Raw genomic sequence first — 19,970 nt, forward strand, 5'->3', positions numbered from 1 at the left:
TTCATTTGTTTGATTCAACTCATAAATTTGAGTTCTTCTTTGTGAGTTATGCAAAACACCTTAAAATCCTTCGGCTCGACCCTGGAAGGAGAGTTCTTTATTGACGATGTGCTGCGGAGGTTATACTCTACGGATGCGTCCGCCTACAAGGAAATGCCGCTCGCTGTGGCTATGCCAAAGAGCATTTCCGACATCAGGAAACTTATTGAATTTGCTCGTCAGCATAAAACCTCTCTGATTCCACGTACTGCGGGTACTTCACTGGCAGGTCAGGTAGTAGGCAGTGGCATCGTGGTAGACGTATCCAAATATTTTACCCGGATTCTTGAGGTAAACAAGGAAGAAAGGTGGGTGCGCCTGCATCCGGGCGTTGTGCGTGATGATTTGAACAAACACCTGGCACCTTTCGGCCTGATGTTTGCCCCGGAGACGTCTACGGCTAACAGGGCGATGGTAGGTGGCATGGTCGGTAACAACTCCTGCGGCTCCAATTCTGTGGTGTATGGCAGCACGAGGGAGCATCTTCTGGAGGCCAAAGTAATTCTAAGTGACGGCTCCGATGCAATCTTTCATTCACTGGATCAGGATGAGTTCATGGAGAAGGTGGAGAGCAATTCCAGCCTTGAAAACAAGATTTACGGAGAACTATTCAACATTTTAAATGACCCCGAAAACCAGGCGGAAATTGAGCGGGAATTCCCCAAGGTAAGCATCCCCAGGCGCAACACAGGGTATGCCATGGACATGCTCCTGAGGGAAAAGCCTTTCAGCGAAAAGGGCCCCGACTTCAATCTTTGCTCGCTGCTGGCTGGATCGGAAGGTACGCTTGCTTTTATCACCGAATTGAAGCTTAATCTTGTACCACTCCCCCCAAAAGACAGGGCACTGGTTTGCGTTCACTATAATACCATCGAAGAAAGCTTGCGGGGCAACCTCATTGCGCTCAAATACAACCCAAGCGCCTGTGAGCTGATTGATAAAATCATTCTCGATTGCACAAAGAGCAATATTGAACAAAACAAAAACAGGTTCTTTATTCAGGGTGACCCGGGAGCCATTTTAGTGGTTGAAATCGGAAGGGAAATAGCCGAGGAAAGAGACAGAGATGTTGCAGCGATGATTGCTGAGATGCAGTCAGTTGGCCTGGGCTATCATTTTCCAGTTCTCTTTGGTGACGACATGGGCAAAATTTGGACGCTGAGAAAAGCAGGGCTCGGATTGTTGGCTAACATGCCCGGAGATGCCAAAGCCGTTCCGGTGATTGAGGACACCGCTGTGGATGTGAACGAGCTGCCGGAATATATCAGGGAGTTCAACGAAATTCTGCATAAATATGGGCTGAGCAGCGTGCATTATGCACATGCCAGCACTGGCGAACTGCATCTGCGCCCTATTCTGGACTTGAAGACAGCCGAGGGCCAGCAAATGTTCCGCACCATTGCCGAGGAAATAGCGACCCTGGTAAAAAAATACAAAGGTAGCTTGAGCGGAGAGCATGGCGACGGCAGGTTGCGAGGGGAGTTCATCCCTCAGATGGTCGGGCAAAAAAACTATGAGTTGATGGAAAGGATCAAAGACACTTTTGATCCGGAAAACATCCTGAACCCCGGCAAGATCGTTCGCACGCCGCCGATGGATACGTCACTTCGGTATACGGTCGGGCAAGGCACCAAAGAAATTGATACACTTTTCGATTTTTCTGAAACGCTGGGAATTGTTCGGGCAGCCGAACAGTGCAATGGCTCAGGAGACTGTAGAAAAACCCATTTGAGTGGAGGTACCATGTGCCCGAGCTTTATGGCCACCCGCAACGAAAAGGAAACTACGAGGGCCAGAGCGAACATGCTCAGGGAAATGCTGACGAGCAGTACGAAGAAAAACCCATTCGACCACAAAGAGATCAAAGAGGTGATGGACTTGTGCCTGTCGTGCAAGGGCTGTAAATCGGAGTGCCCAAGCAACGTAGACATGGGCAAACTGAAAGCAGAGTTCACGCAGCATTATCATGAAGCAAATGGCATCCCCTTCCGTAGCAGGATGGTGGCTGGCTTTGCCAAAGCCAGCAAGCTTGCATCAATTGCTCCCGGCTTGTACAATTTCACCATCAGCAATCCGGTTACCGCACCCATTATTAAAGCATTCCTGGGTTTTGCTCAGGACAGGCCTATTCCAAGATTAAGTACAACAACTTTCCGTGCCTGGTTTGAGAAGGAGTTCAAACCGACTGTAGATCCATCTGAAGCCAAGGGAAGCGTGCTCATGTTTTGCGATGAGTTCACCGACTACAACGATGCCGAGATAGGTGCCATAGCTGTAAAGCTGCTGGACAGGCTGGGCTATTTGGTCGAAATGCCCACTCACGAAGAGTCAGGTCGGGCACACCTGTCCAAAGGGCTGATCAAAGAAGCCAAAAAGCTGGCGGAGAAGAATATCAAGTTGCTGGCGGGTAAGGTGTCAAATGAAAAGCCATTGCTGGGGATTGAGCCAAGTACAATTTTCTCTTTCAGGGATGAATACATCGACCTGACCAGAGGTGAAGTAAAGGAGCAGGCCAGGGAAATTGCAAAGAACACTTTCCTAATCGACGAATTTCTGGCGGCCGAAATGGAAAAGGGAAACATCAAAGCGGAGCAGTTTACTGAAGAAAAGAAAAGAATCAGGCTGCATGGCCACTGTCATCAGAAGGCGCTGAGTTCCGTCGTGCCTTCCAAGAAAATGCTTAGTCTGCCAAAAAATTATGAGGTGCTACTCATTCCAAGTGGTTGCTGCGGCATGGCGGGCTCTTTTGGCTATGAGAAAGAGCACTATGAGGTTTCGATGCAAATTGGCGAGTTAGTGCTCTTTCCAGCGGTAAGGAAAGAAGCCGACGAAACGATTATCGCAGCGCCTGGCACCAGCTGTCGCCATCAGATCAAAGATGGAACCGACAGAGTGGCGAAGCATCCGGTGGAGGTGTTGTGGGAGGCGCTGGTGTAGATTGTAATATTTGGCTCAATTTGATTAAATTTGAAGTATGAGTTTGCTTATCACAGACGAAATACTCAATCAGGCAAACATGTCTGAAGAGCAGTTCAAGCTTGAACTGGCTATATTCCTGTTTCAAAGGGACGTCTTCACCATGGGCAAATCATCTGCCTTTGCTGGCATTCACCCGTTCCAGTTCCAAAAGATTCTTGCCGACAGGAAAATACCTGTCCACTATGGTGAAGATGACTTGGAGAAAGATCTTCAGATAATAAAGAAGCTTTGAGGTGGTAGTAGTTGCAGACACATCTTCTGTGTCCAACTTGATAGTGGTACAAAAATTAGATTTGCTCCATTCTCTGTTTGGGGATGTTTTTATACCCGAAAGAGTGTTTGTTGAAATCGAACAGTTGGCAAATTTCGGAATCGATATGAGTGTTTTTGTCAATGCCGATTGGATAAAGACAAAGAGCCTTGAAGATTTTTCCGTTTATGACCAACTTACGGAAACGCTCGATAGAGGCGAGTCCGAAGCAATTGCCTTGTCTTTGACATATACTAATAGCCTCCTTTTGATTGACGAAAGAAAAGGAAGGGCTATCGCTGAGTCGTATAATATTCGGTGCATTGGCCTTGTTGGCATTTTGATTTTAGCAAAGGAGAAAGGGTTTATCGGTGCTGTCAAACCTCTTTTGGATCAACTGATTGAAGAGGCAAGTTTCTTTATTTCAGCAAAAGTTTATCAATCTGCTTTATCGGCTGCCAACGAAGTAATTAAATAGACGGGATTTAAATTGTCTGTTCCAAAAATCCCCTATCTTTTCTCAATTTAACTACACACCCTTATGTGCCGACTCCTCGCCTACCTGGGAAGACCCATCCTGATGGATAAATTCCTGTACGAGCCTAAAAACTCCATGATCAAACAGAGCTTTAGCGCCAAAGAAATTGAGGAGCCGCTCAACGGTGACGGTTTCGGCGTAGGCTGGTACCACAAAGAAATTTCGCCTGACCCCGCCACGTTTGTGTCGATTTATCCGGCGTGGAACAACCGTAACCTGCGCTACCTGGCCCCAAAAGTAAAGTCGGAATGCCTGGTAGCCCATGTTCGTGCTGCCAGCGAAGGGGACGTATCGGAGGCTAATTGCCATCCTTTTCATTACCAAAACTACCTGATGCTGCATAATGGTGGCGTCGACGATTTCATCAAAATAAAACGCCGACTAACCACTTCTCTACATGAAGATCGCTACCGCTGGATCAAAGGCCAGACGGACTCTGAGCACCTATTCGCCGTTTTTCTTGATAAGCTGGCGACAAGAGGCACCAACTTCGACGCCGAGGATGTGGCCGATTCCTTCGAGGAAATGATTGTCGACATGAAGGCTGCCATGCATGAAGCTGAGATTACCGACCCTGCCTACCTCAACATGGTGTTTGTTGACGGTGAGCGCATGGTGGGCCTGCGGTACATTTCAAACCCGAGCGACAAGCCATTGACTCTGTACTACTCAGAAGGAAGCCGCTATGTGTGCGAAGACGGCATGTGCCACATGTTGCCTGCCACGCCAGAAGAAAAGTCGGTGATGATTGTGTCTGAAAAATTGACGGAGTTTGCTGAAGACTGGAAGCCTATCCCCGACAACCACATGATTTTAGTGAAAAAGGATTTGAGTGTGAGCTTGAGAAAGGTGACAGCATAACCTAACTTTTCACAGCCCTTACCATTTCCTTTTTGCCTGGCGGGCCGGGGAGCTCCTCCACCGTAAAACCCGCTTGTTTCAGGTTTCGCTTAAACTGCCCTTGTGCGCAATAAGTGACCAGAAAACCTCCTGGGGCAAGCGAGTCATACATCTTTTGTAACACGTCCATTGTCCACATCTCAGGTTGCTTGTTGGGGGCAAATGCGTCGAAATAGATGATATTGAAAGGAGTGGTTGGAGAATATTCGTGCACCGGAGCTTCTTCTTTTTTAAGTGAAAAATGGGCAGTCAGCTCAGCTTTTTCACCCCACTGAGACGTGTGTAGCTGGTCAAACAAGTGACCAAACTCTGCATTTCCGACCGCCTCAGCATAATTAAGTGCTTCATAGATTTCAGCTGGCAAAGGAAAGGTCTCTAATGATTCTAAGTAAACCTCCTGTTGGTGCTCTTCTGCGAAAATCAAACTTAAAAATGCATTGAGCCCCGTGCCAAAGCCAATCTCCAAAATTCTCGGTGAACTGTCGTGATGATCACACCAATGCCCGAGCCCCATTGCGATAAAAACGTGAGCTGATTCCTGAACAGCGCCATGGAACGAGTGGTAGGTCTCATTGAGGGCTTCATTTTTTAAGGAATGGGAGCCGTCTTCCGTCAGGATCAAGTAAACATTTGCGTTCATTAACCTTCTCCCTTCGCCTTTTCTACTCTATAAATAAGCGCCACGGCATGGGCGGCAATACCTTCTTCGGTTCCAACGAAGCCTAGCTTTTCGGTGGTAGTAGCTTTTATGGAAATATCTTCTTCGGCTACATCCATTACTTCCGAAAGAACGGCCACCATTCTGGGAATAAACGGATTCACTTTTGGCCTTTGGGCGCACAGGGTCACGTCAATGTTTCCCACCTCATAGTGTTTATTTCGAATCAACGTCATCACCTCGTCGAGCAGTTTCTTGCTGTCGATGCCCTTGTATTTCGGGTCGGTATCAGGAAAGTGGAACCCTATATCCCGCATATTGGCAGCACCCAAAATGGCGTCGCAAATCACATGGATGATCACATCAGCATCCGAATGTCCGACAGCCCCTTTTTCGTGGTCAATTTTAATGCCTCCCAGCCATAGGTCGTAGCCTTCCTTTAGTTGGTGCACATCGTATCCGTAGCCGATCCTGATAGTTGGTTTTTTCATTTTATTGCTTCGTAGTAGAGCGTGGAGCTATTGTCGTTGGTGAGAATGTTGTTGGCTTCGTCAAGAATATTGTCAGTGGTCACTGATTCGATTTTATCGGTCTCCTTGTTCACCCAGTTTGGGTCTCCCAGAAACGACATGAAAGCCACATTCATTGCCTGGTTCAGTAACTCCACTTCAGAGAAAACAAGAGATGAAAGCGCTTTGTTTTTCACTTTGATCAACTCGTCGTCGTTGATCTTCTTCGTTTTTATTTCACCCAACACCTCATCAATGGCTTTGTCGGCTTCTTCAAAACTGTGTCCTTCATTCAGCTTGCCATCAATCATCAGCAGGCCGGGGTCAATGGAGCCCAGCACATACGACTGTATGCTGTTGAATATTTTTTTCTCCTTCACCAGCACATTGTATAACCTGCTCGATTTACCTCTGCCCAAAATGTCACCGAGAAAATCGATAGTTTGGTAGTTGTCGGCTGCCCTTCCACTCATGTGAAAGGTTTTGTAAAGAGCGCTCAAAGGCACTTTTGACTGCACATTCAGTATTCGTGCATCATGTTGCTTTGGTTCCGCTCGCAAGCGCCGTGCTGGGACATCTCCTGCTGGAATTGGGCCAAACCATTTCTCTGCCAATTTTTGTACTTGTTCTGTAGTGACCTTGCCAGCCACTACCAGGATAGCATTATTGGGACGATAATATTTGAAGAAAAAATCTTGCACATCGCTCATGGTCGCATTCTCTATATGAGAAATTTCCTTGCCGATGGTCGCCCATTTATAGGAGTGCTCTTTATAAGCCAGGGGCCTTAGCTTCAGCCAAATATCGCCGTAAGGCTGGTTCAAATAACGCTGCTTGAATTCCTCAATCACCACTTTTTGCTGCACTTCCAGCACTTTTGGGTCAAACGACAAACTCAGCATACGATCCGATTCCAGCCAGAAAGCCGTTTCGATATTGGCGGCCGGCAATGTGATATAATAATTGGTAATGTCTGGACTCGTGAAAGCATTGTTTTCCCCGCCAACCAACTGAAGCGGCTCATCGTAGCTGGGAATATGCTTTGAGCCGCCAAACATCAGGTGTTCAAAAAGGTGAGCAAAGCCAGTCTTATGCTCTTCCTCATCTCTCGACCCTACCTTGTATAAGATATTGACCACTGCCAGTTCGGTGCTGGGGTCGGGTATAACGTGCACCTCCAGCCCATTGGCCAGTTTAAAACTTTCGAATTGAATCATTTGCTACAAAATTGTCGCTAAAATAAGCATTCACTGATACTATTGTCCGAAACTACATCGAATAAGTAAAAGGTTCGGTTTTGCGAAGAATTTTCCATCTCCGCTTTCCTCCGCAAAGCTCAAACATTTACATTTGGCTAACAATTAAACAACAGATTATGGCAATTGCGGCCGGAACCCACACCCAAATGAAATTTGACAGGGAGTCGCTGACAGATAAACAGCTTCTTTCCATATACGAAAAGCTTTTAGAACCCAGACTGATTGAAGAGAAAATGCTTATTCTTCTTCGCCAGAACAAAATCAGCAAATGGTTTTCAGGCATTGGCCAGGAGGCAATATCCGTTGGGGCTACACTCGCTCTCAAGGAAAGCGAATACATCCTGCCTATGCACCGGAATCTTGGCGTGTTTACCTCCCGTGGTATTCCCTATGAAAGGCTTTTTTCGCAGTTTCAGGGCACGGCCAATGGGTTTACCAAAGGCCGGGATCGGTCATTTCACTTTGGAACGCAAGAGTACAAGATTGTGGGAATGATCAGCCATTTGGGGCCGCAGTTGGCCCTGGCAGATGGTATTGCCCTGGCAGGTAAGCTGAAAAAGGAGAATGCCGCAACCGCTGTTTTCACCGGCGATGGTGGCAGCAGCGAGGGCGACTTCCACGAGGCACTTAATGTGGCGGCTGTCTGGAATTTGCCGGTGCTTTTTATTGTAGAGAACAACGGCTACGGCCTGAGTACACCCAGCAACGAGCAGTTCAAGTTCAAATCTTTTGTGGACAAAGGGCCAGGGTATGGCATCGAAACGATCAGCATCGACGGCAATAATATCCTGGAAGTTTATCTCAACATATCCAGATTGGCGGAAGACATTAGAAAAAATCCACGTCCAATTCTGATTGAAGCCAACACATTCCGGATGCGTGGGCACGAGGAAGCGTCCGGTACCAAGTACGTGCCTAAAGAGCTGATGGACTATTGGGCCACCAAAGACCCAATTAATAATTTTGAACAATATCTGCTCGAAACTGGCGTGCTGACCGACGAGACCGCAGAAAAGACTAGGAAGAAGATAAAAGGCCAGGTAGACAAGGCAGTCAAGACAGCTTTCAGTGAGCCGGAGGTAATTCCGTCTACAGAGCAGGAGCTGGCTGACCTTTATAGCCCTTTCGTGCAGCAAGTAGTTGCTCCAAAGAGTAAGAGCACCTCCCCGAAGCGCTTTCTCGATGCCATTACCGACGGGCTTCGTCAAAGCATGGAGCGATACCCCGAGCTTGTGCTCATGGGCCAGGACATTGCAGAGTACGGCGGAGTTTTCAAAGCGACGGATGGCTTTGTTGAAAAATTTGGAAAAGACAGGGTACGCAACACGCCATTGTGTGAATCAGCTATCATAGGCACTGGCCTTGGGCTTTCCATCAAAGGCATGAAGTCGATGGTGGAAATGCAGTTTGCTGATTTCGTAACTGAAGGGTTCAATCAAATCGTGAACAACCTGGCCAAAAGCCACTGGCGGTGGGGACAGAAGGCAGATGTGGTAGTGAGGATGCCAACGGGAGCTGGCGTGGCCGCCGGGCCATTTCATTCTCAATCCAACGAAGCCTGGTTTTTCCATACACCAGGGTTAAAAATTGTCTACCCATCTACCGTATATGATGCCAAGGGGCTGCTGAATGCGGCTTTGGAAGACCCCAACCCCTATATGTACTTTGAGCACAAAGTGCTCTATCGCTCCCTGACTGAAGAGATTCCCGACGATTACTACACTGTCGAAATAGGCAAAGCCCGATTAGCTGCCGAAGGCACCGATATTTCCATTATTACTTATGGCATGGGGGTACACTGGGCTCAGCATGTTTGTAAAGAGCTGGGTGTGTCCGCCGACATTGTGGATTTGAGAACTTTGTTGCCATGGGATAAGGAAGCGGTAAGGGAAACCGTGAAGAAAACAGGCAAAGTGTTGGTGCTGCATGAGGATTGCCTCACGGGCGGCATCGGTGCCGAAATCGCTGCCTGGATAAGTGAGCATTGCTTCACTAGTCTTGATGCGCCAGTTATGCGTGAAGCAAGTCTTGACACGCCAGTGCCTTTTGCACCGGCATTGGAGCAAAACTTTTTGCCAAAAGGCCGCCTGAGGGAAAGAATCGAGGAACTTTTGCGTTTTTAGTAAGAACCGTCAATTCTTCATTTGGGCATTAATTTTATATATTGCCGCTTTAGGTTTACTTAATTGAGTTTAACGGGTGTTTATTTCTTCTTCTTTTAAAACTTTCACCTCATCAGCCTTGAGGCTTACCTGGATTAGCTTGTTGGCCATTTTGTTATGGTTGGCTTCTGCTGATGTAGCGAAGGCTCAGTTGCTGGAGGGAAGAAATAAACTGAAGACAGTTGAGGAGAAGCCTGAAAATCCCGGTTTTTTCCTCAACAGAAGACGAGGCAAGTCCGAAAAAAACGCTGGGCAAGTATCCAAGAAAGACAGAAAAGTCGACACAAGAACTGTTAAACGTCCAAAGAAGAACATCAGGCAGGGAGCTAACTATCAGTCAACCGGCGGTGGCGTTTCCATCGACAACTCACCCCGATCTTCTGCTCGTTTTTCGGAGCCTGGAAAGGTTTCCCGCAGAAAATCAAAGGTCAAATACAGATCCAATAGCGAAAAAGCAAGCAAGCAACGCAGACGTGTGCCCATGATCAGGCTCTCGCCAAGAATTGGCATCTATAACCCCAACTCTCCTAATCCAAGGTATTCAAAGAATCCCGGGTTCGATCGAACCAAACGGTACGCCGCCTCACCCAGGTATTCTGTGCCGCAACCAAGAGTAAGTCCTCAGTCAGTTAACCCCCGGTACAGCCAAAGCCAGGGGTTTGTGGTTAAAAAGGGGGGCTATGTTATTGGCTTTAAGAATACCCCGGGGATATTGCCGATAGCCAAAGCAGGCCCAAGGTACAGCAAGCCCCAAAAGAGGGTATCCCCTGGAAGTGTGTCTCCCAGGTATAGCAAGGCACCCAGGCAGGTTTCTCCCGGAAGCGTCTCACCACGCTACAGTGAAAGTCAGGGTTTTGTCACCAACAAGAGTAAGTGGATTTTTGGTTTTAGAAAGACCCCCGGAATATTGCCAATAGCCAAAGCTGGCCCGAGGTACAGCAAACCCCAGAAGCGGGTGTCACCCGAGAGTGTCTCACCTCGCTATAGTGTGGCACCCAAGCAGGTTTCTCCCAAAAGTGTATCACCAAGATACAGTGTACCTCCCAAGCTGGTTTCCCCTAAAAGTGTGTCTCCCAGATATAGCAAGGCTCCCAAGCAGGTTTCGCCGGAAAGCATTTCTCCGAGGTATAGCAAAGACCCGGGCTTTGTTGTAAAAAAGGGAGGTTGGGCAATTGGGTTCAATAATACATCAGGGTTTCTCCCAATAGGAAAGGCTACGCCGAGGTACAGCAAGGAAGCCGGGTTCTATCGGCCAGGGAACGGAGTTAACAGGTCAATCTCTGAGGAAGCAAGACAGTTTTCCCTGCCTGATAAAGAAAAGAGAAGAGACAATAATTATAATCCACTGGTGTCGACCCATATTCCCACCATCGTAACCACGCCAAGAGACAGGAGCTTCAGGAAAAGGTACAATGAGATGATCACCGACTGGCAGGGTGACGAAAAAAGGGTGTCTAAGTTTGCGGAAAAGCTACAAGACAAAGGATACGCCTTGATGTACAATGAATACAGCGGCTTCTTAAAGGTGAGAACGGAGGGAAGAGAAAAGCATCACGCAGAGAAAGAGGCCGGACGCCTCGCTGAATATACCGGTGGTTTTAAAATAAAACGAGGAGCGGGTGATAGCCACCCCAGTATCGCCTATGTCACAGGCAAGAAGATTAATTCCAGAAAGCTTAGAAAAGAATGGCGGGAGCTTAATATCATATTGGTGAGAGTGAGCGGGAACAAAGAGGTAGCAAAGGGTGTTAAAAATGGGCCTGATAAGCCTAAGTACGACAAAAAAGAAAGAGACATCTGGAATTACTAGTATGATCAAATGGAATAAGCTCACCTCGCCTGAGCAAATTGAAAGCGTTATCGAAGAATCAAACTCCCATCCAGTGCTCATTTTTAAGCACAGCACCAGCTGTTCTATAAGTGCAGCGTCACTGGACAGGATCGAACGCAAATGGGACGAAAGTGAGATGAAGGACTGGAAACCCTACTACCTCGACTTGCTGGCGAATAGATCGACGTCGCACGCTGTGGCAAATGAGTTGGGTATTGAGCACCAGTCTCCACAGGCTATAGTGCTCTTCCAGGGCAAGCCAGTTTACGACGCTTCGCATTTCAGTATTTCGTATGATGCGATCAAGTCGGCAACCAAAGATGTTGTGCTATAAAGGGGTCAGAGGAATTTTGTTTTCCTTATTGACAGCCCGGCAGTTGCTACTCAGAGTATTTACTTACTAAGCGATAGGGGTAACAGGTGTTGATTTGTTATTGAAGTCCGAATCAATTTATTGTTGTCATGCCGTTACTCGGAGACAGTCAACCATTTTGATTCAAACTTAGTCTTGTTGATTATCGATTAAGCTAAAAATGGCTAATTTGGTCTAAAATATCTGGTTCCCTTATGAAACGTCTAAATACAGGACTTTCTATCTTTTGCTTTATTCTTCTGACATCGTCAGTGGCCAAGTCACAGGACAACGGTAACTATGAATATTCAAGAGAATATATATGGGGCATCAATAAAAACACAAACAGCGGACTCATCGGTGGCATCGTTCTGAAGTACTCTCAGGCCATGGATGAAAAGACCTTCCGAACTTTTGGAATGGAGCTAATCAACGTGAAGCACCCAAAAGAGTATAGGTATATTTCCCAATACGGCAATCCATTTGTCTGGGCTAAGAAAAACTACCTTTATGCTGTTCGCTTGCAGTATGGCAAGGACTATTTGATGTTTCGAAAAGCACCTCAGCAGGGCGTTCAGATCAATGCTAGCTGGGCCGCTGGCCCTACCTTGGGCATTGTTGCTCCTTACTATGTCAAATACGCCACCGGGCCCAGTACTTTTACAGTCGAGCAATTTGATCCGGCCAGGCATAGTTTTGGCGGTATTTTAGGAACCGGAAGACTTTTTCAGGGCCTTGGTCAGTCGAAAATACAGCCAGGCTTAAATGCCAAAGCAGCTATCAACTTCGAATTTGGCACGTTCAAGAGTAACGTCACTGGTTTTGAAATAGGTGTGCTGGCAGAAGCTTTCACAAAGGAGATTATTATCATACCGGCTGCCACAAACACGGCATTTTTCACATCGGCCTTTTTCACACTCTATTACGGCGCCCGCCGGTAACCTTTCCATTTTCCATTTGTTTGTGAACCATGGAGGGTATTATTTTGTAATAATTCAATTGGAAGAAGAAAGCTAACAATGATAGAGTTACCAGTAATTTCTCAGGATGCCACACAGCGGGTAAAAAAACCCAACTGGCTAAGAGTAAAGCTGCCAGTGGGAAAGGAATACGCCAAGGTTCGCCAGCTTGTCGACACACACAAACTGCATACGATTTGTGAGAGTGGCAACTGTCCAAATATGGGGGAATGCTGGGGAGCAGGTACCGCCACCTTCATGATCCTGGGTAATGTTTGCACACGCAGTTGCACTTTTTGTGCTGTGGCCACTGGCAGGCCGCCTGAATATGATGAAGACGAGCCGAGGAGAGTGGCCGAAGCCATTAAGTTGATGGGAGTGAAGCATGCCGTGATTACTTCAGTTAACCGTGACGAACTTAAAGACAAGGGTGCTGAGGTGTGGTATCAAACCGTAGTGCAAACCAAACTGGCCAGCCCCGAAACAACTATAGAAACACTTATTCCCGACGTGAAAGCCAATTGGGATGCCCTTTATAGGATGGTGGAAGGCGGGCAGGAGGTGGTTTCCCATAACATGGAAACTGTGGAAAGCCTTTACCGCAGGGTACGCCCACAGGCTAAATACGAAAGAAGCCTAGAGCAGACCAGAAGAACCAAGGAGCTGGGAAAACGCACAAAGTCGGGTATTATGCTTGGCTTAGGAGAAACACAGGATCAGGTGTTCAAAGCCATCGACGACCTGGTAGCCAACGGGCTCGATATTCTGACGCTGGGTCAGTATCTCCAGCCGACCAAAATGCATATTGAGGTGGCTGAGTTTATCCACCCGGAAACCTTTGACATGTACAGAGAAGAGGGTTTGAAGAGGGGCTTGAAGTATGTGGAATCCGGCCCACTGGTTAGGTCAAGCTACCATGCTGAAAGGCATGTGAACGTGCCTATTTGACAAGATGAAACTTTAGAAAAAATGAAGGCATGGATTCTACAATCCATGCCTTCATTTTTTTAACTGATCCGTGAACTTATATAACAGATACAGATAGAGAAGCGTAGGTATTGGTAGCACAAGCGCCAGCACATAGATAATTGCCTTCTTCCCATCATATTTTCTCTTGTTGACCCAAATGACAATTCCAGCACCTGCTATCAGGTTAACGATGAGCAGTAGCTGGTACTCATTCATTTTTTCGGGAAATCCACCTGAATGATCTCTTTTACATTCCTCTTGATATTCATTGAGATACGTTCCACTGGCAAGTCGTTAATGTCCTTTCCAAACGGATCCTCAATTTCCTCAGCGATGAGCTCAATACTCACTAAAATGTAGAAGATTAACCCAACGAGTACCACTGTCCAATAACCAAATTCAACAACGAAAGCCAATGGGAGGGTCATTGTGTAGATAAAGAGAAACTTCTTAATATACATGCTGTAGGAGTAGGGAATAGGGGTCGTTTTGATCCTTTCGCAGGCTCCCATGATGTCAGCAAAATTTTTAATTTCTTTGTCAAAAATAATGAGCTGTTCACCAGTGATTTCGCCCTTTTTAAAGATGGCGTTTATCCTTTGGAAAAGCATGGCGTTGATTTTGTTCGGTTTGTGGTCGCACGCCTTTACTTTCTGTTCATCATATTCGTTTTCAAACTCCAACTCTTCCATTTTCGTGCCGTGCCTGAGGTGCTCTTTCATGGCATATACAAAATTTGGAATCATGTGCTCAAAGTAAGAGCGGTCATCTCTGGATTTCTCAGGCAGATAGGCGTTGACCTTCATGGAAAGGCTCCGGGTATCATTCACGAGCTGTCCCCACAATTTTCGGCCTTCCCACCAGCGGTCGTAGGCTGTGTTGGTTCTCAGTACCAGGAAAAGACCGAGCACTACTCCTAAAAGTGAATGAAATACAATAGCTCCCTCGAAAAAAGTATGAATTTCAAATATATCAACGAGTACATAAGTCAAGAATGTGGAATACACCATCATAAATGCCAGCAGCGGGAAAAGCGATTTGATAACATATCGGCTGTAGACATCAAAAATTAGGGAAACCCAGGATTTGGGGTTGTACTCAATCATAGGATCAGAATTTACGGTAGGTTTTGCTAAAAACAGCTCAAAAGATAGGTAACGAATAATAAACTCCCTAGCTGAAATGGCATCATTTTAAAGCCCTTGTGAAAAAAGCTTTCTAACTTACTGAGAATTCAGTCGCTATGAAAATTCTTTCTCCTCAACAAATCCGTGAAGCTGACGCCTATACTATAGAAAATGAGCCTATAACCTCTATTGACCTAATGGAAAGGGCTAGTAATGCCTTTGTTGAAGAATTTAAAAAGCACTTTTTTAGTGACCACGTCGTATGGGTTTTTTGCGGAACAGGTAACAACGGAGGAGATGGTCTTGCCGTAGCTCGCCTGCTGAAAGATCTAAAATATGAGGTAAAGGTGTGGCTGGCGGGATCGGCAGAAAAAGGAACTGAAGACTTCAGGGCCAACCTTAACCGCCTTACAGGCGCTGTCAGCGTGGCCAAAGCGTCGGAGATATACGCTGCGGATATCCCCGATAAGCTGGTTATAGTTGATGCCTTGTTTGGCTCAGGTCTGAACAGGCCGGTTGATGGGGACTATGCGAAACTAATAGACTTTTTGAATGGCATTGAAGCCAGAAAAGTGGCCATTGATATCCCCTCGGGACTTTTTTGCGATCAACCCCAGAATGGCGCAATAGCGTTCCATTCGGATATTACAATCACATTTCAGGCACCTAAACTAGCCTTTCTTTTGCCTGAGAACTACCTGTATGTGGGTGAATGGAAATCTGTTGACATTGGCCTTTCAGCCCAGTTTATGAAGGAATTGGGGTGTTCCTACTATTACCAACGGGTGGGGGATGAGGATCTGAGACTGCCCAACCGAGCCAGGTTTGCTCACAAAGGTGATGCAGGACGTACGCTGCTGATTGCTGGGAGCAAAGGTAAGGTAGGCGCTGCTATTCTTTCTTCGAAAGCCTGCATGCGGGCTGGTGCGGGTCTGCTAACGGCCCATGCGCCGGGCTGTGCCGTAACGCCCATTCACGCCGCTGTGCCCGAGGCCATGGTCAGCGAGGATTCCCATCATGACTATATTACTCAAATGCCTGACGGTTTGTCAAACTTTGATTGTGTCGCTATCGGGCCAGGCATTGGCACGCATAATGTGACCGTTAAGGCATTTGAAAGCGTTCTGAAGATTGTTTCAAAACCTATGGTTATTGACGCCGACGCACTCAATATTTTGAGCCAAAATCCACAGCTTTTCAAGCAAGTGCCAGCCAACAGCATATTAACACCGCATCCGGGGGAGTTCAGGCGACTAGTAGGCGACTGGAGCAACGACTACGAAAGGTTGAACAAACAAGTTGAGTTTTCAAAAAAACACCAGTTGATTGTGGTTCTAAAAGGAGCGTACAGCAGCATCAGCACGCCAGGCGGAGAGGTCTATTTTAACAGCACAGGAAATCCCGGCATGGCCACTGCAGGGAGCGGCGATGTACTTACCGGCATTGTAGCAGGACTGCTGTCCCAGGCATTTTCCCCAACAAAAAGTGCTCGTTTAGCAGTCTTACTCCATGGAATTTCAGGCGACTTGGGCGCTCAATCCAGGGGAGAATATGGTTTAATCGCCTCCGACGTTATTGATTTTCTTCCAGCGGCGTTTACAAAATTGTAATATTCGAGCCGAATTTTGAGTCTGGTCTAATTTCACCGTTCATTTCACCTCCATTTTTGAGGAAACCGCAGATAACGAAAAAGACATTCAAAAATTTCAATTAGGCATTAGAACATTACTATTTTTTTTTCGTACTTTGTTACATAGCCTTATTGGCTCCAGATATGTAGATTATGCGCTTCATTAAATTTGTCATCGGATTGTTACTTGTCGCCCTTCTCGGGGTGAATGGGTATGCGCAATCTACCGAAGACAAGGAGCAAGTGACTGCTGAAAGTGCCTTCAGACAGACCCCCACACTGGAGTTGAAAAATCAAATTGAAGTATATCCTAACCCAGCCGTCGAGTTTATTGTGGTGGAGATAAAAGATTCGAACTTGAAGAAAGTGGAATTTGAGATGCACAGCATCATTGGGAACACTATTAGGATAGAACCTGAAGAAGTGGCGAAGGACACCTACAAGATTCCTGTGAAAACTTTCAATTCCGGGTATTACTTCCTGATCATCAAGGATGACTATACCAGGTACAAAAAGGCAATCAAGTTTCTTAAGAACTGACGATACAACCTTACTGTGAAATAAAAGAGGCAGCTCCTATTCGTCGGGGCTGCCTCTTTTGTTTGTGCGGGATTAAAACTCTGCGTTGCCGGGCGTTCTTGGGAAGGGTATCACATCTCTGATGTTGCTCATGCCAGTGACAAACAGCATCAGCCGTTCGAACCCAAGGCCAAAGCCACTATGGGGTACAGTTCCAAACCTTCTGGTGTCCAGAAACCACCACATGCTTTCTGCATCCATGTCAAGCTCCTTCATTCTGTTGGTGAGCTTGTCATAATTTTCCTCTCTTTGTGAGCCTCCTACAATTTCGCCAATGCCTGGAAACAGGATGTCCATGGCTGCCACTGTCTTTCCATCGTCGTTTTGCTTCATATAGAATGACTTGATCTCTTTTGGGTAGTTGATCAAAATCACTGGCTTTTTGAAGTGCTTTTCAACAAGGTAGCGTTCATGCTCCGACTGTAAATCAGCGCCCCAGGCGTCAATCAGGTATTGGAACTTCTTTTTCTTGTTGTAGTTGCTATTTCTAAGGATATCGATGGCTTCAGTATAAGTGAGGCGCACAAATTCATTGTCAGCCACAAAGCGTAATCTTTCTAAAAGACCGAGTTCGCTTCTTTCTTCCTGCTTTTTAGTGCTCTCTTCATCTTTGGCTCTCTGCTCAAGAAAGGCAAGGTCTTCCTGGCAGTTTTCGAGCGCATAGGTAACGAGATATTTGAGCATCTCCTCAGCCAGATCCATGTTGTCTTCCAGGTCATAAAATGCCATTTCAGGTTCTATCATCCAGAATTCCGCCAGGTGACGGGTGGTGTTGGAGTTTTCAGCCCTGAAAGTGGGCCCAAAAGTATAAATCTCGGAAAGAGCCAATGCGGTCAGCTCACCTTCGAGCTGCCCCGATACAGTGAGGTTTGCCTCTCTTTCAAAAAAGTCTTCTTTATAGTCCACCTTCCCGTCTTCCGTTTTTGGCAGCTTCTCGAGGTCAAGCGTGGTCACCCTAAACATTTCGCCCGCTCCTTCGGCATCGGAGGCGGTAATAATTGGGGTGTGAATATTGAAAAAGCCTTTTTCGTGGAAGAACTTATGCACGGCAAAAATCATGGAGTGCCTCACCCGCAGGATGGCACTGAATGTATTGGTGCGGGGCCGGAGGTGGGCAATTTCACGCAGAAACTCCAGGGAATGCTTTTTTGGCTGCAAAGGAAACTTCTCAGGGTCAGCCACACCGAGCACGTCGATCGTTTCAGCCTGCAGTTCGTACTTTTGTCCGGAACCTTGTGAAGCCACAAGCAAACCAGTAACAGACAAGGAGGCTCCTGTAGTTATTTTCTTGATAGTTGCCTCATCGAATCTGGAGGGATCGCCAACAATTTGAAGGTTATTGATAGTTGAGCCGTCGTTGAGGTTGATAAAGACAACATTCTTGTTTTCACGCTTTGTCCTTACCCAGCCTTTCACTGTCACTACAACATTCGCTTCAGCTAACTGAAGAATGTCCTTGATTTTAGTCCTTTTTTTCTGGCTCACCTTATTTCTCGTTAATTAAAAAAGTACTCGGTTCTCTTTTTTCGCAAGGTAGCAGTATTTTTACCAAACCTATTTGTTCATCTCGATTGAGAACTCTAAAATTGCCGCAAAAAAACTATATTGAGGACTTTTATCAAAGGTGAATGGCATTAAAAATCAACCGGATGCAGCCTTTCCTCTGTTTCTACATTGTCGACTCAACCTATAGATTCGAATTGCGTAATGAAGTTGGCAGGAAGAATGGCCAAATACCTTATATTTCTTATTTTACAGCACTAAAAGGCTAAACTAATCGAAGTATGCAAAAGCTGGGCTTAACCCAATCTCTGAGTCAAAAGCTGTCGCCGCAGCAGATTCAGTTCATTAAGCTCCTGCAAGTACCGACGGCGGAACTGGAGACCAGAATCGAGGAGGAATTGGAGATCAATCCTGCGTTGGAGGAAGGTAAGGAGGAGGAGCCAAAAGAAGCAGATGATTTTGATGATATAGACAATTCGGCAAGCGACGAACTGAATATTGATGAATACCTGCCAGACGATGACTACGCCGGGTATAAGATGCAAGGGGATGGCCCTGGAGGAGATGAAGAAGAACGTGAAGTGCCATTTAGTGAAAGCTCCACGCTTTCAGAGCAGCTAATTTCTCAACTCGGGTTTCTCAAGCTGGACGAGCGTCAGTACGCCATTGGGCGGCAGCTGATAGGCAGTATTGAGGCGGATGGATATATTAGGAGAGACCTGGATGCCATAGTGAACGATATGGCCTTCTCTCAAAACATTGAATGTGAAGCTGACGAAGTGGAAGAAATTCTTCACCTTATCCAGGAATTTGATCCTGCTGGCATAGGAGCCCGCTCTTTACAGGAGTGTCTGCAGTTGCAAATCGACCGGAAAATAGAAACTGGCGGCGAAGTAGCGCAGCTGGCACATCATGTAGTCACCGACTGTTTTGATGAGTTTACTAAAAAGCACTACGACAAGATTTCAAAAAAGCTTGAACTTGAGGATGACGAGTTGCTGAAGGAGGCGATCAAGCTCATTACCCACCTCAATCCAAAGCCCGGTGGCGTAGGGTCTGGCCTTGTTAAAACGCAGTACCTCATTCCAGACTTTATGCTCTTTAACAATCATGGAAACCTGGAACTCTCTTTGAATTCCAGAAATGCTCCTGAGTTGAAGGTAAGCCGGGACTATTCGGAAATGCTTCAGGCCTACGATAAGAGCAACAAGAAGGACAAGAAACTCAAGGAGACCGTCACTTTTGTGAAGCAAAAGCTTGATTCGGCGAAGTGGTTTATTGACGCCATCAAGCAACGCCAGCAAACACTGCTCAATACAATGAATTCAATTATTAAGTATCAGTACGACTTTTTCCTTGAAGGAGATGAGAGCAAGCTGCGGCCGATGATTTTGAAGGATATTGCAGAAGAGATAGGAATGGATATTTCCACGGTGTCGAGAGTGGCCAACTCAAAAACTATCCAAACAGAATTCGGGATATATCCATTGAAGTATTTCTTTTCGGAAGGCATTTCTACTGACTCTGGCGACGATGTAAGTAGCAGAGAGGTGAAGCATTTCCTGAAAGAAATGATTGACGCCGAAGAAAAGCGCAAGCCGCTTTCGGACGATAAACTTGAAAAATTGCTTAAAAAGAAGGGGTATCAAATCGCCAGGCGAACTGTAGCCAAATACCGGGAACAACTAAATATTCCTGTGGCCAGATTAAGGAAGGAGCTCTAGTG

Annotated in this window: 18 protein-coding genes; 12 read left to right on the forward strand and 6 right to left on the reverse strand. The window is 46.4% G+C overall.

Annotated features, from left to right (window positions below):
• Positions 1 to 48 precede the first annotated feature (48 nt).
• The 4 genes from RIF36_RS07955 to RIF36_RS07970 all read left to right on the forward strand — a co-directional run bounded on the left by RIF36_RS07955 (position 49) and on the right by RIF36_RS07970 (position 4,667).
• Positions 49 to 2,976 carry an FAD-binding and (Fe-S)-binding domain-containing protein gene (locus RIF36_RS07955; protein ID WP_350124583.1) on the forward strand — a complete coding sequence of 976 codons (2,928 nt, stop codon included), beginning with the start codon at positions 49 to 51 and terminating at the stop codon, positions 2,974 to 2,976.
• 37 nt (positions 2,977 to 3,013) lie between these two features.
• The gene (locus tag RIF36_RS07960; RefSeq protein WP_350088570.1) at positions 3,014 to 3,250 is read left to right on the forward strand and encodes a UPF0175 family protein; all 237 of its coding nucleotides are present in this window, start codon (positions 3,014 to 3,016) and stop codon (positions 3,248 to 3,250) included.
• A gap of 1 nt (position 3,251) precedes the next feature.
• The gene (locus tag RIF36_RS07965) at positions 3,252 to 3,746 is read left to right on the forward strand and encodes a PIN domain-containing protein (RefSeq protein ID WP_350088567.1); all 495 of its coding nucleotides are present in this window, start codon (positions 3,252 to 3,254) and stop codon (positions 3,744 to 3,746) included.
• A gap of 63 nt (positions 3,747 to 3,809) precedes the next feature.
• Complete coding sequence (locus tag RIF36_RS07970; protein WP_151997618.1) at positions 3,810 to 4,667, forward strand: class II glutamine amidotransferase; 858 nt, start codon at positions 3,810 to 3,812, stop codon at positions 4,665 to 4,667.
• A 1-nt stretch (position 4,668) separates the two neighbouring features.
• On the opposite strand, the gene mnmC2 is transcribed toward RIF36_RS07970, so the two are convergent.
• The 3 genes from mnmC2 to RIF36_RS07985 are packed head-to-tail and all read right to left on the reverse strand — an operon-like array spanning position 4,669 to position 7,090.
• On the reverse strand, positions 4,669 to 5,346 hold the full coding sequence (gene mnmC2 / locus RIF36_RS07975; RefSeq protein WP_350124577.1) for a tRNA (5-methylaminomethyl-2-thiouridine)(34)-methyltransferase MnmC2: 678 nt from the start codon (positions 5,344 to 5,346) through the stop codon (positions 4,669 to 4,671).
• A complete protein-coding gene (gene ispF / locus RIF36_RS07980; RefSeq protein ID WP_350088558.1) occupies positions 5,346 to 5,855 on the reverse strand; it encodes a 2-C-methyl-D-erythritol 2,4-cyclodiphosphate synthase in 510 nt (169 codons plus the stop codon). The genes mnmC2 and ispF overlap by 1 nt, the downstream gene beginning before the upstream one ends.
• Positions 5,852 to 7,090: a M16 family metallopeptidase gene (locus RIF36_RS07985; RefSeq protein ID WP_350124574.1), complete on the reverse strand. Its 1,239-nt coding sequence runs from the start codon at positions 7,088 to 7,090 to the stop codon at positions 5,852 to 5,854. The genes ispF and RIF36_RS07985 overlap by 4 nt, the downstream gene beginning before the upstream one ends.
• A gap of 158 nt (positions 7,091 to 7,248) precedes the next feature.
• On the opposite strand from RIF36_RS07985, the gene RIF36_RS07990 reads away from it, so the two are divergent.
• From RIF36_RS07990 to lipA, 5 genes are all read left to right on the forward strand, one after another.
• Positions 7,249 to 9,255 (forward strand): alpha-ketoacid dehydrogenase subunit alpha/beta, encoded by a 2,007-nt coding sequence (locus RIF36_RS07990; RefSeq protein WP_502880846.1) that lies wholly within the window; start codon positions 7,249 to 7,251, stop codon positions 9,253 to 9,255.
• 142 nt (positions 9,256 to 9,397) lie between these two features.
• Entirely contained in the window at positions 9,398 to 11,104 is a 1,707-nt protein-coding gene (locus RIF36_RS07995) for a hypothetical protein (RefSeq protein ID WP_350124571.1), read from the forward strand.
• 1 nt (position 11,105) lies between these two features.
• Entirely contained in the window at positions 11,106 to 11,459 is a 354-nt protein-coding gene (gene ytxJ / locus RIF36_RS08000; protein WP_350124568.1) for a bacillithiol system redox-active protein YtxJ, read from the forward strand.
• Between the two features lie 233 nt (positions 11,460 to 11,692).
• Positions 11,693 to 12,418, forward strand: a complete 726-nt coding sequence (locus tag RIF36_RS08005; RefSeq protein WP_350088546.1) for a hypothetical protein — start codon at positions 11,693 to 11,695, stop codon at positions 12,416 to 12,418.
• 78 nt (positions 12,419 to 12,496) lie between these two features.
• Positions 12,497 to 13,384, forward strand: coding sequence for a lipoyl synthase (gene lipA, locus RIF36_RS08010; protein ID WP_151997612.1), 888 nt, complete (start codon positions 12,497 to 12,499; stop codon positions 13,382 to 13,384).
• Positions 13,385 to 13,435: 51 nt separating this feature from the next.
• Here lipA and RIF36_RS08015 read toward each other — a convergent pair whose 3' ends face one another.
• Both RIF36_RS08015 and RIF36_RS08020 read right to left on the reverse strand, forming a co-directional pair.
• The gene (locus RIF36_RS08015) at positions 13,436 to 13,621 is read right to left on the reverse strand and encodes a hypothetical protein (RefSeq protein WP_350073213.1); all 186 of its coding nucleotides are present in this window, start codon (positions 13,619 to 13,621) and stop codon (positions 13,436 to 13,438) included.
• Complete coding sequence (locus RIF36_RS08020; protein WP_151997610.1) at positions 13,618 to 14,511, reverse strand: bestrophin family protein; 894 nt, start codon at positions 14,509 to 14,511, stop codon at positions 13,618 to 13,620. Before RIF36_RS08020 ends, RIF36_RS08015 begins: the two co-directional genes overlap by 4 nt.
• A 137-nt stretch (positions 14,512 to 14,648) precedes the next feature.
• Here RIF36_RS08020 and RIF36_RS08025 point away from each other — a divergent pair, with 137 nt between their 5' ends.
• Both RIF36_RS08025 and RIF36_RS08030 read left to right on the forward strand, forming a co-directional pair.
• Positions 14,649 to 16,142, forward strand: coding sequence for an NAD(P)H-hydrate dehydratase (locus RIF36_RS08025; RefSeq protein WP_350124565.1), 1,494 nt, complete (start codon positions 14,649 to 14,651; stop codon positions 16,140 to 16,142).
• A gap of 173 nt (positions 16,143 to 16,315) precedes the next feature.
• Positions 16,316 to 16,702, forward strand: a complete 387-nt coding sequence (locus RIF36_RS08030) for a T9SS type A sorting domain-containing protein (RefSeq protein WP_350073217.1) — start codon at positions 16,316 to 16,318, stop codon at positions 16,700 to 16,702.
• Positions 16,703 to 16,774: 72 nt separating this feature from the next.
• On the opposite strand, the gene asnS is transcribed toward RIF36_RS08030, so the two are convergent.
• Positions 16,775 to 18,226, reverse strand: a complete 1,452-nt coding sequence (asnS, locus tag RIF36_RS08035) for an asparagine--tRNA ligase (protein ID WP_350124562.1) — start codon at positions 18,224 to 18,226, stop codon at positions 16,775 to 16,777.
• Between the two features lie 299 nt (positions 18,227 to 18,525).
• Here asnS and rpoN point away from each other — a divergent pair, with 299 nt between their 5' ends.
• On the forward strand, positions 18,526 to 19,968 hold the full coding sequence (rpoN, locus tag RIF36_RS08040; RefSeq protein WP_151997606.1) for an RNA polymerase factor sigma-54: 1,443 nt from the start codon (positions 18,526 to 18,528) through the stop codon (positions 19,966 to 19,968).
• Positions 19,969 to 19,970: the final 2 nt, after the last annotated feature.

Origin of the sequence: Imperialibacter sp., assembly GCF_040222815.1 — a bacterium.
GTDB lineage: Bacteria > Bacteroidota > Bacteroidia > Cytophagales > Cyclobacteriaceae > Imperialibacter.

What these genes read in the sequence shown, in the direction of transcription:
- RIF36_RS07955 (WP_350124583.1), top strand. Translation starts at nt 49, where the DNA reads ATGCAAAACACCTTAAAATCCTTCGGCTCGACCCTGGAAGGAGAGTTC.
- RIF36_RS07960 (WP_350088570.1), top strand. Translation starts at nt 3,014, where the DNA reads ATGAGTTTGCTTATCACAGACGAAATACTCAATCAGGCAAACATGTCT.
- RIF36_RS07970 (WP_151997618.1), top strand. Translation starts at nt 3,810, where the DNA reads ATGTGCCGACTCCTCGCCTACCTGGGAAGACCCATCCTGATGGATAAA.
- mnmC2 (WP_350124577.1), bottom strand. Translation starts at nt 5,346, where the DNA reads ATGAACGCAAATGTTTACTTGATCCTGACGGAAGACGGCTCCCATTCC.
- ispF (WP_350088558.1), bottom strand. Translation starts at nt 5,855, where the DNA reads ATGAAAAAACCAACTATCAGGATCGGCTACGGATACGATGTGCACCAA.
- RIF36_RS07985 (WP_350124574.1), bottom strand. Translation starts at nt 7,090, where the DNA reads ATGATTCAATTCGAAAGTTTTAAACTGGCCAATGGGCTGGAGGTGCAC.
- RIF36_RS07990 (WP_502880846.1), top strand. Translation starts at nt 7,249, where the DNA reads ATGGCAATTGCGGCCGGAACCCACACCCAAATGAAATTTGACAGGGAG.
- ytxJ (WP_350124568.1), top strand. Translation starts at nt 11,106, where the DNA reads ATGATCAAATGGAATAAGCTCACCTCGCCTGAGCAAATTGAAAGCGTT.
- RIF36_RS08005 (WP_350088546.1), top strand. Translation starts at nt 11,693, where the DNA reads ATGAAACGTCTAAATACAGGACTTTCTATCTTTTGCTTTATTCTTCTG.
- lipA (WP_151997612.1), top strand. Translation starts at nt 12,497, where the DNA reads ATGATAGAGTTACCAGTAATTTCTCAGGATGCCACACAGCGGGTAAAA.
- RIF36_RS08015 (WP_350073213.1), bottom strand. Translation starts at nt 13,621, where the DNA reads ATGAATGAGTACCAGCTACTGCTCATCGTTAACCTGATAGCAGGTGCT.
- RIF36_RS08020 (WP_151997610.1), bottom strand. Translation starts at nt 14,511, where the DNA reads ATGATTGAGTACAACCCCAAATCCTGGGTTTCCCTAATTTTTGATGTC.
- RIF36_RS08025 (WP_350124565.1), top strand. Translation starts at nt 14,649, where the DNA reads ATGAAAATTCTTTCTCCTCAACAAATCCGTGAAGCTGACGCCTATACT.
- RIF36_RS08030 (WP_350073217.1), top strand. Translation starts at nt 16,316, where the DNA reads ATGCGCTTCATTAAATTTGTCATCGGATTGTTACTTGTCGCCCTTCTC.
- rpoN (WP_151997606.1), top strand. Translation starts at nt 18,526, where the DNA reads ATGCAAAAGCTGGGCTTAACCCAATCTCTGAGTCAAAAGCTGTCGCCG.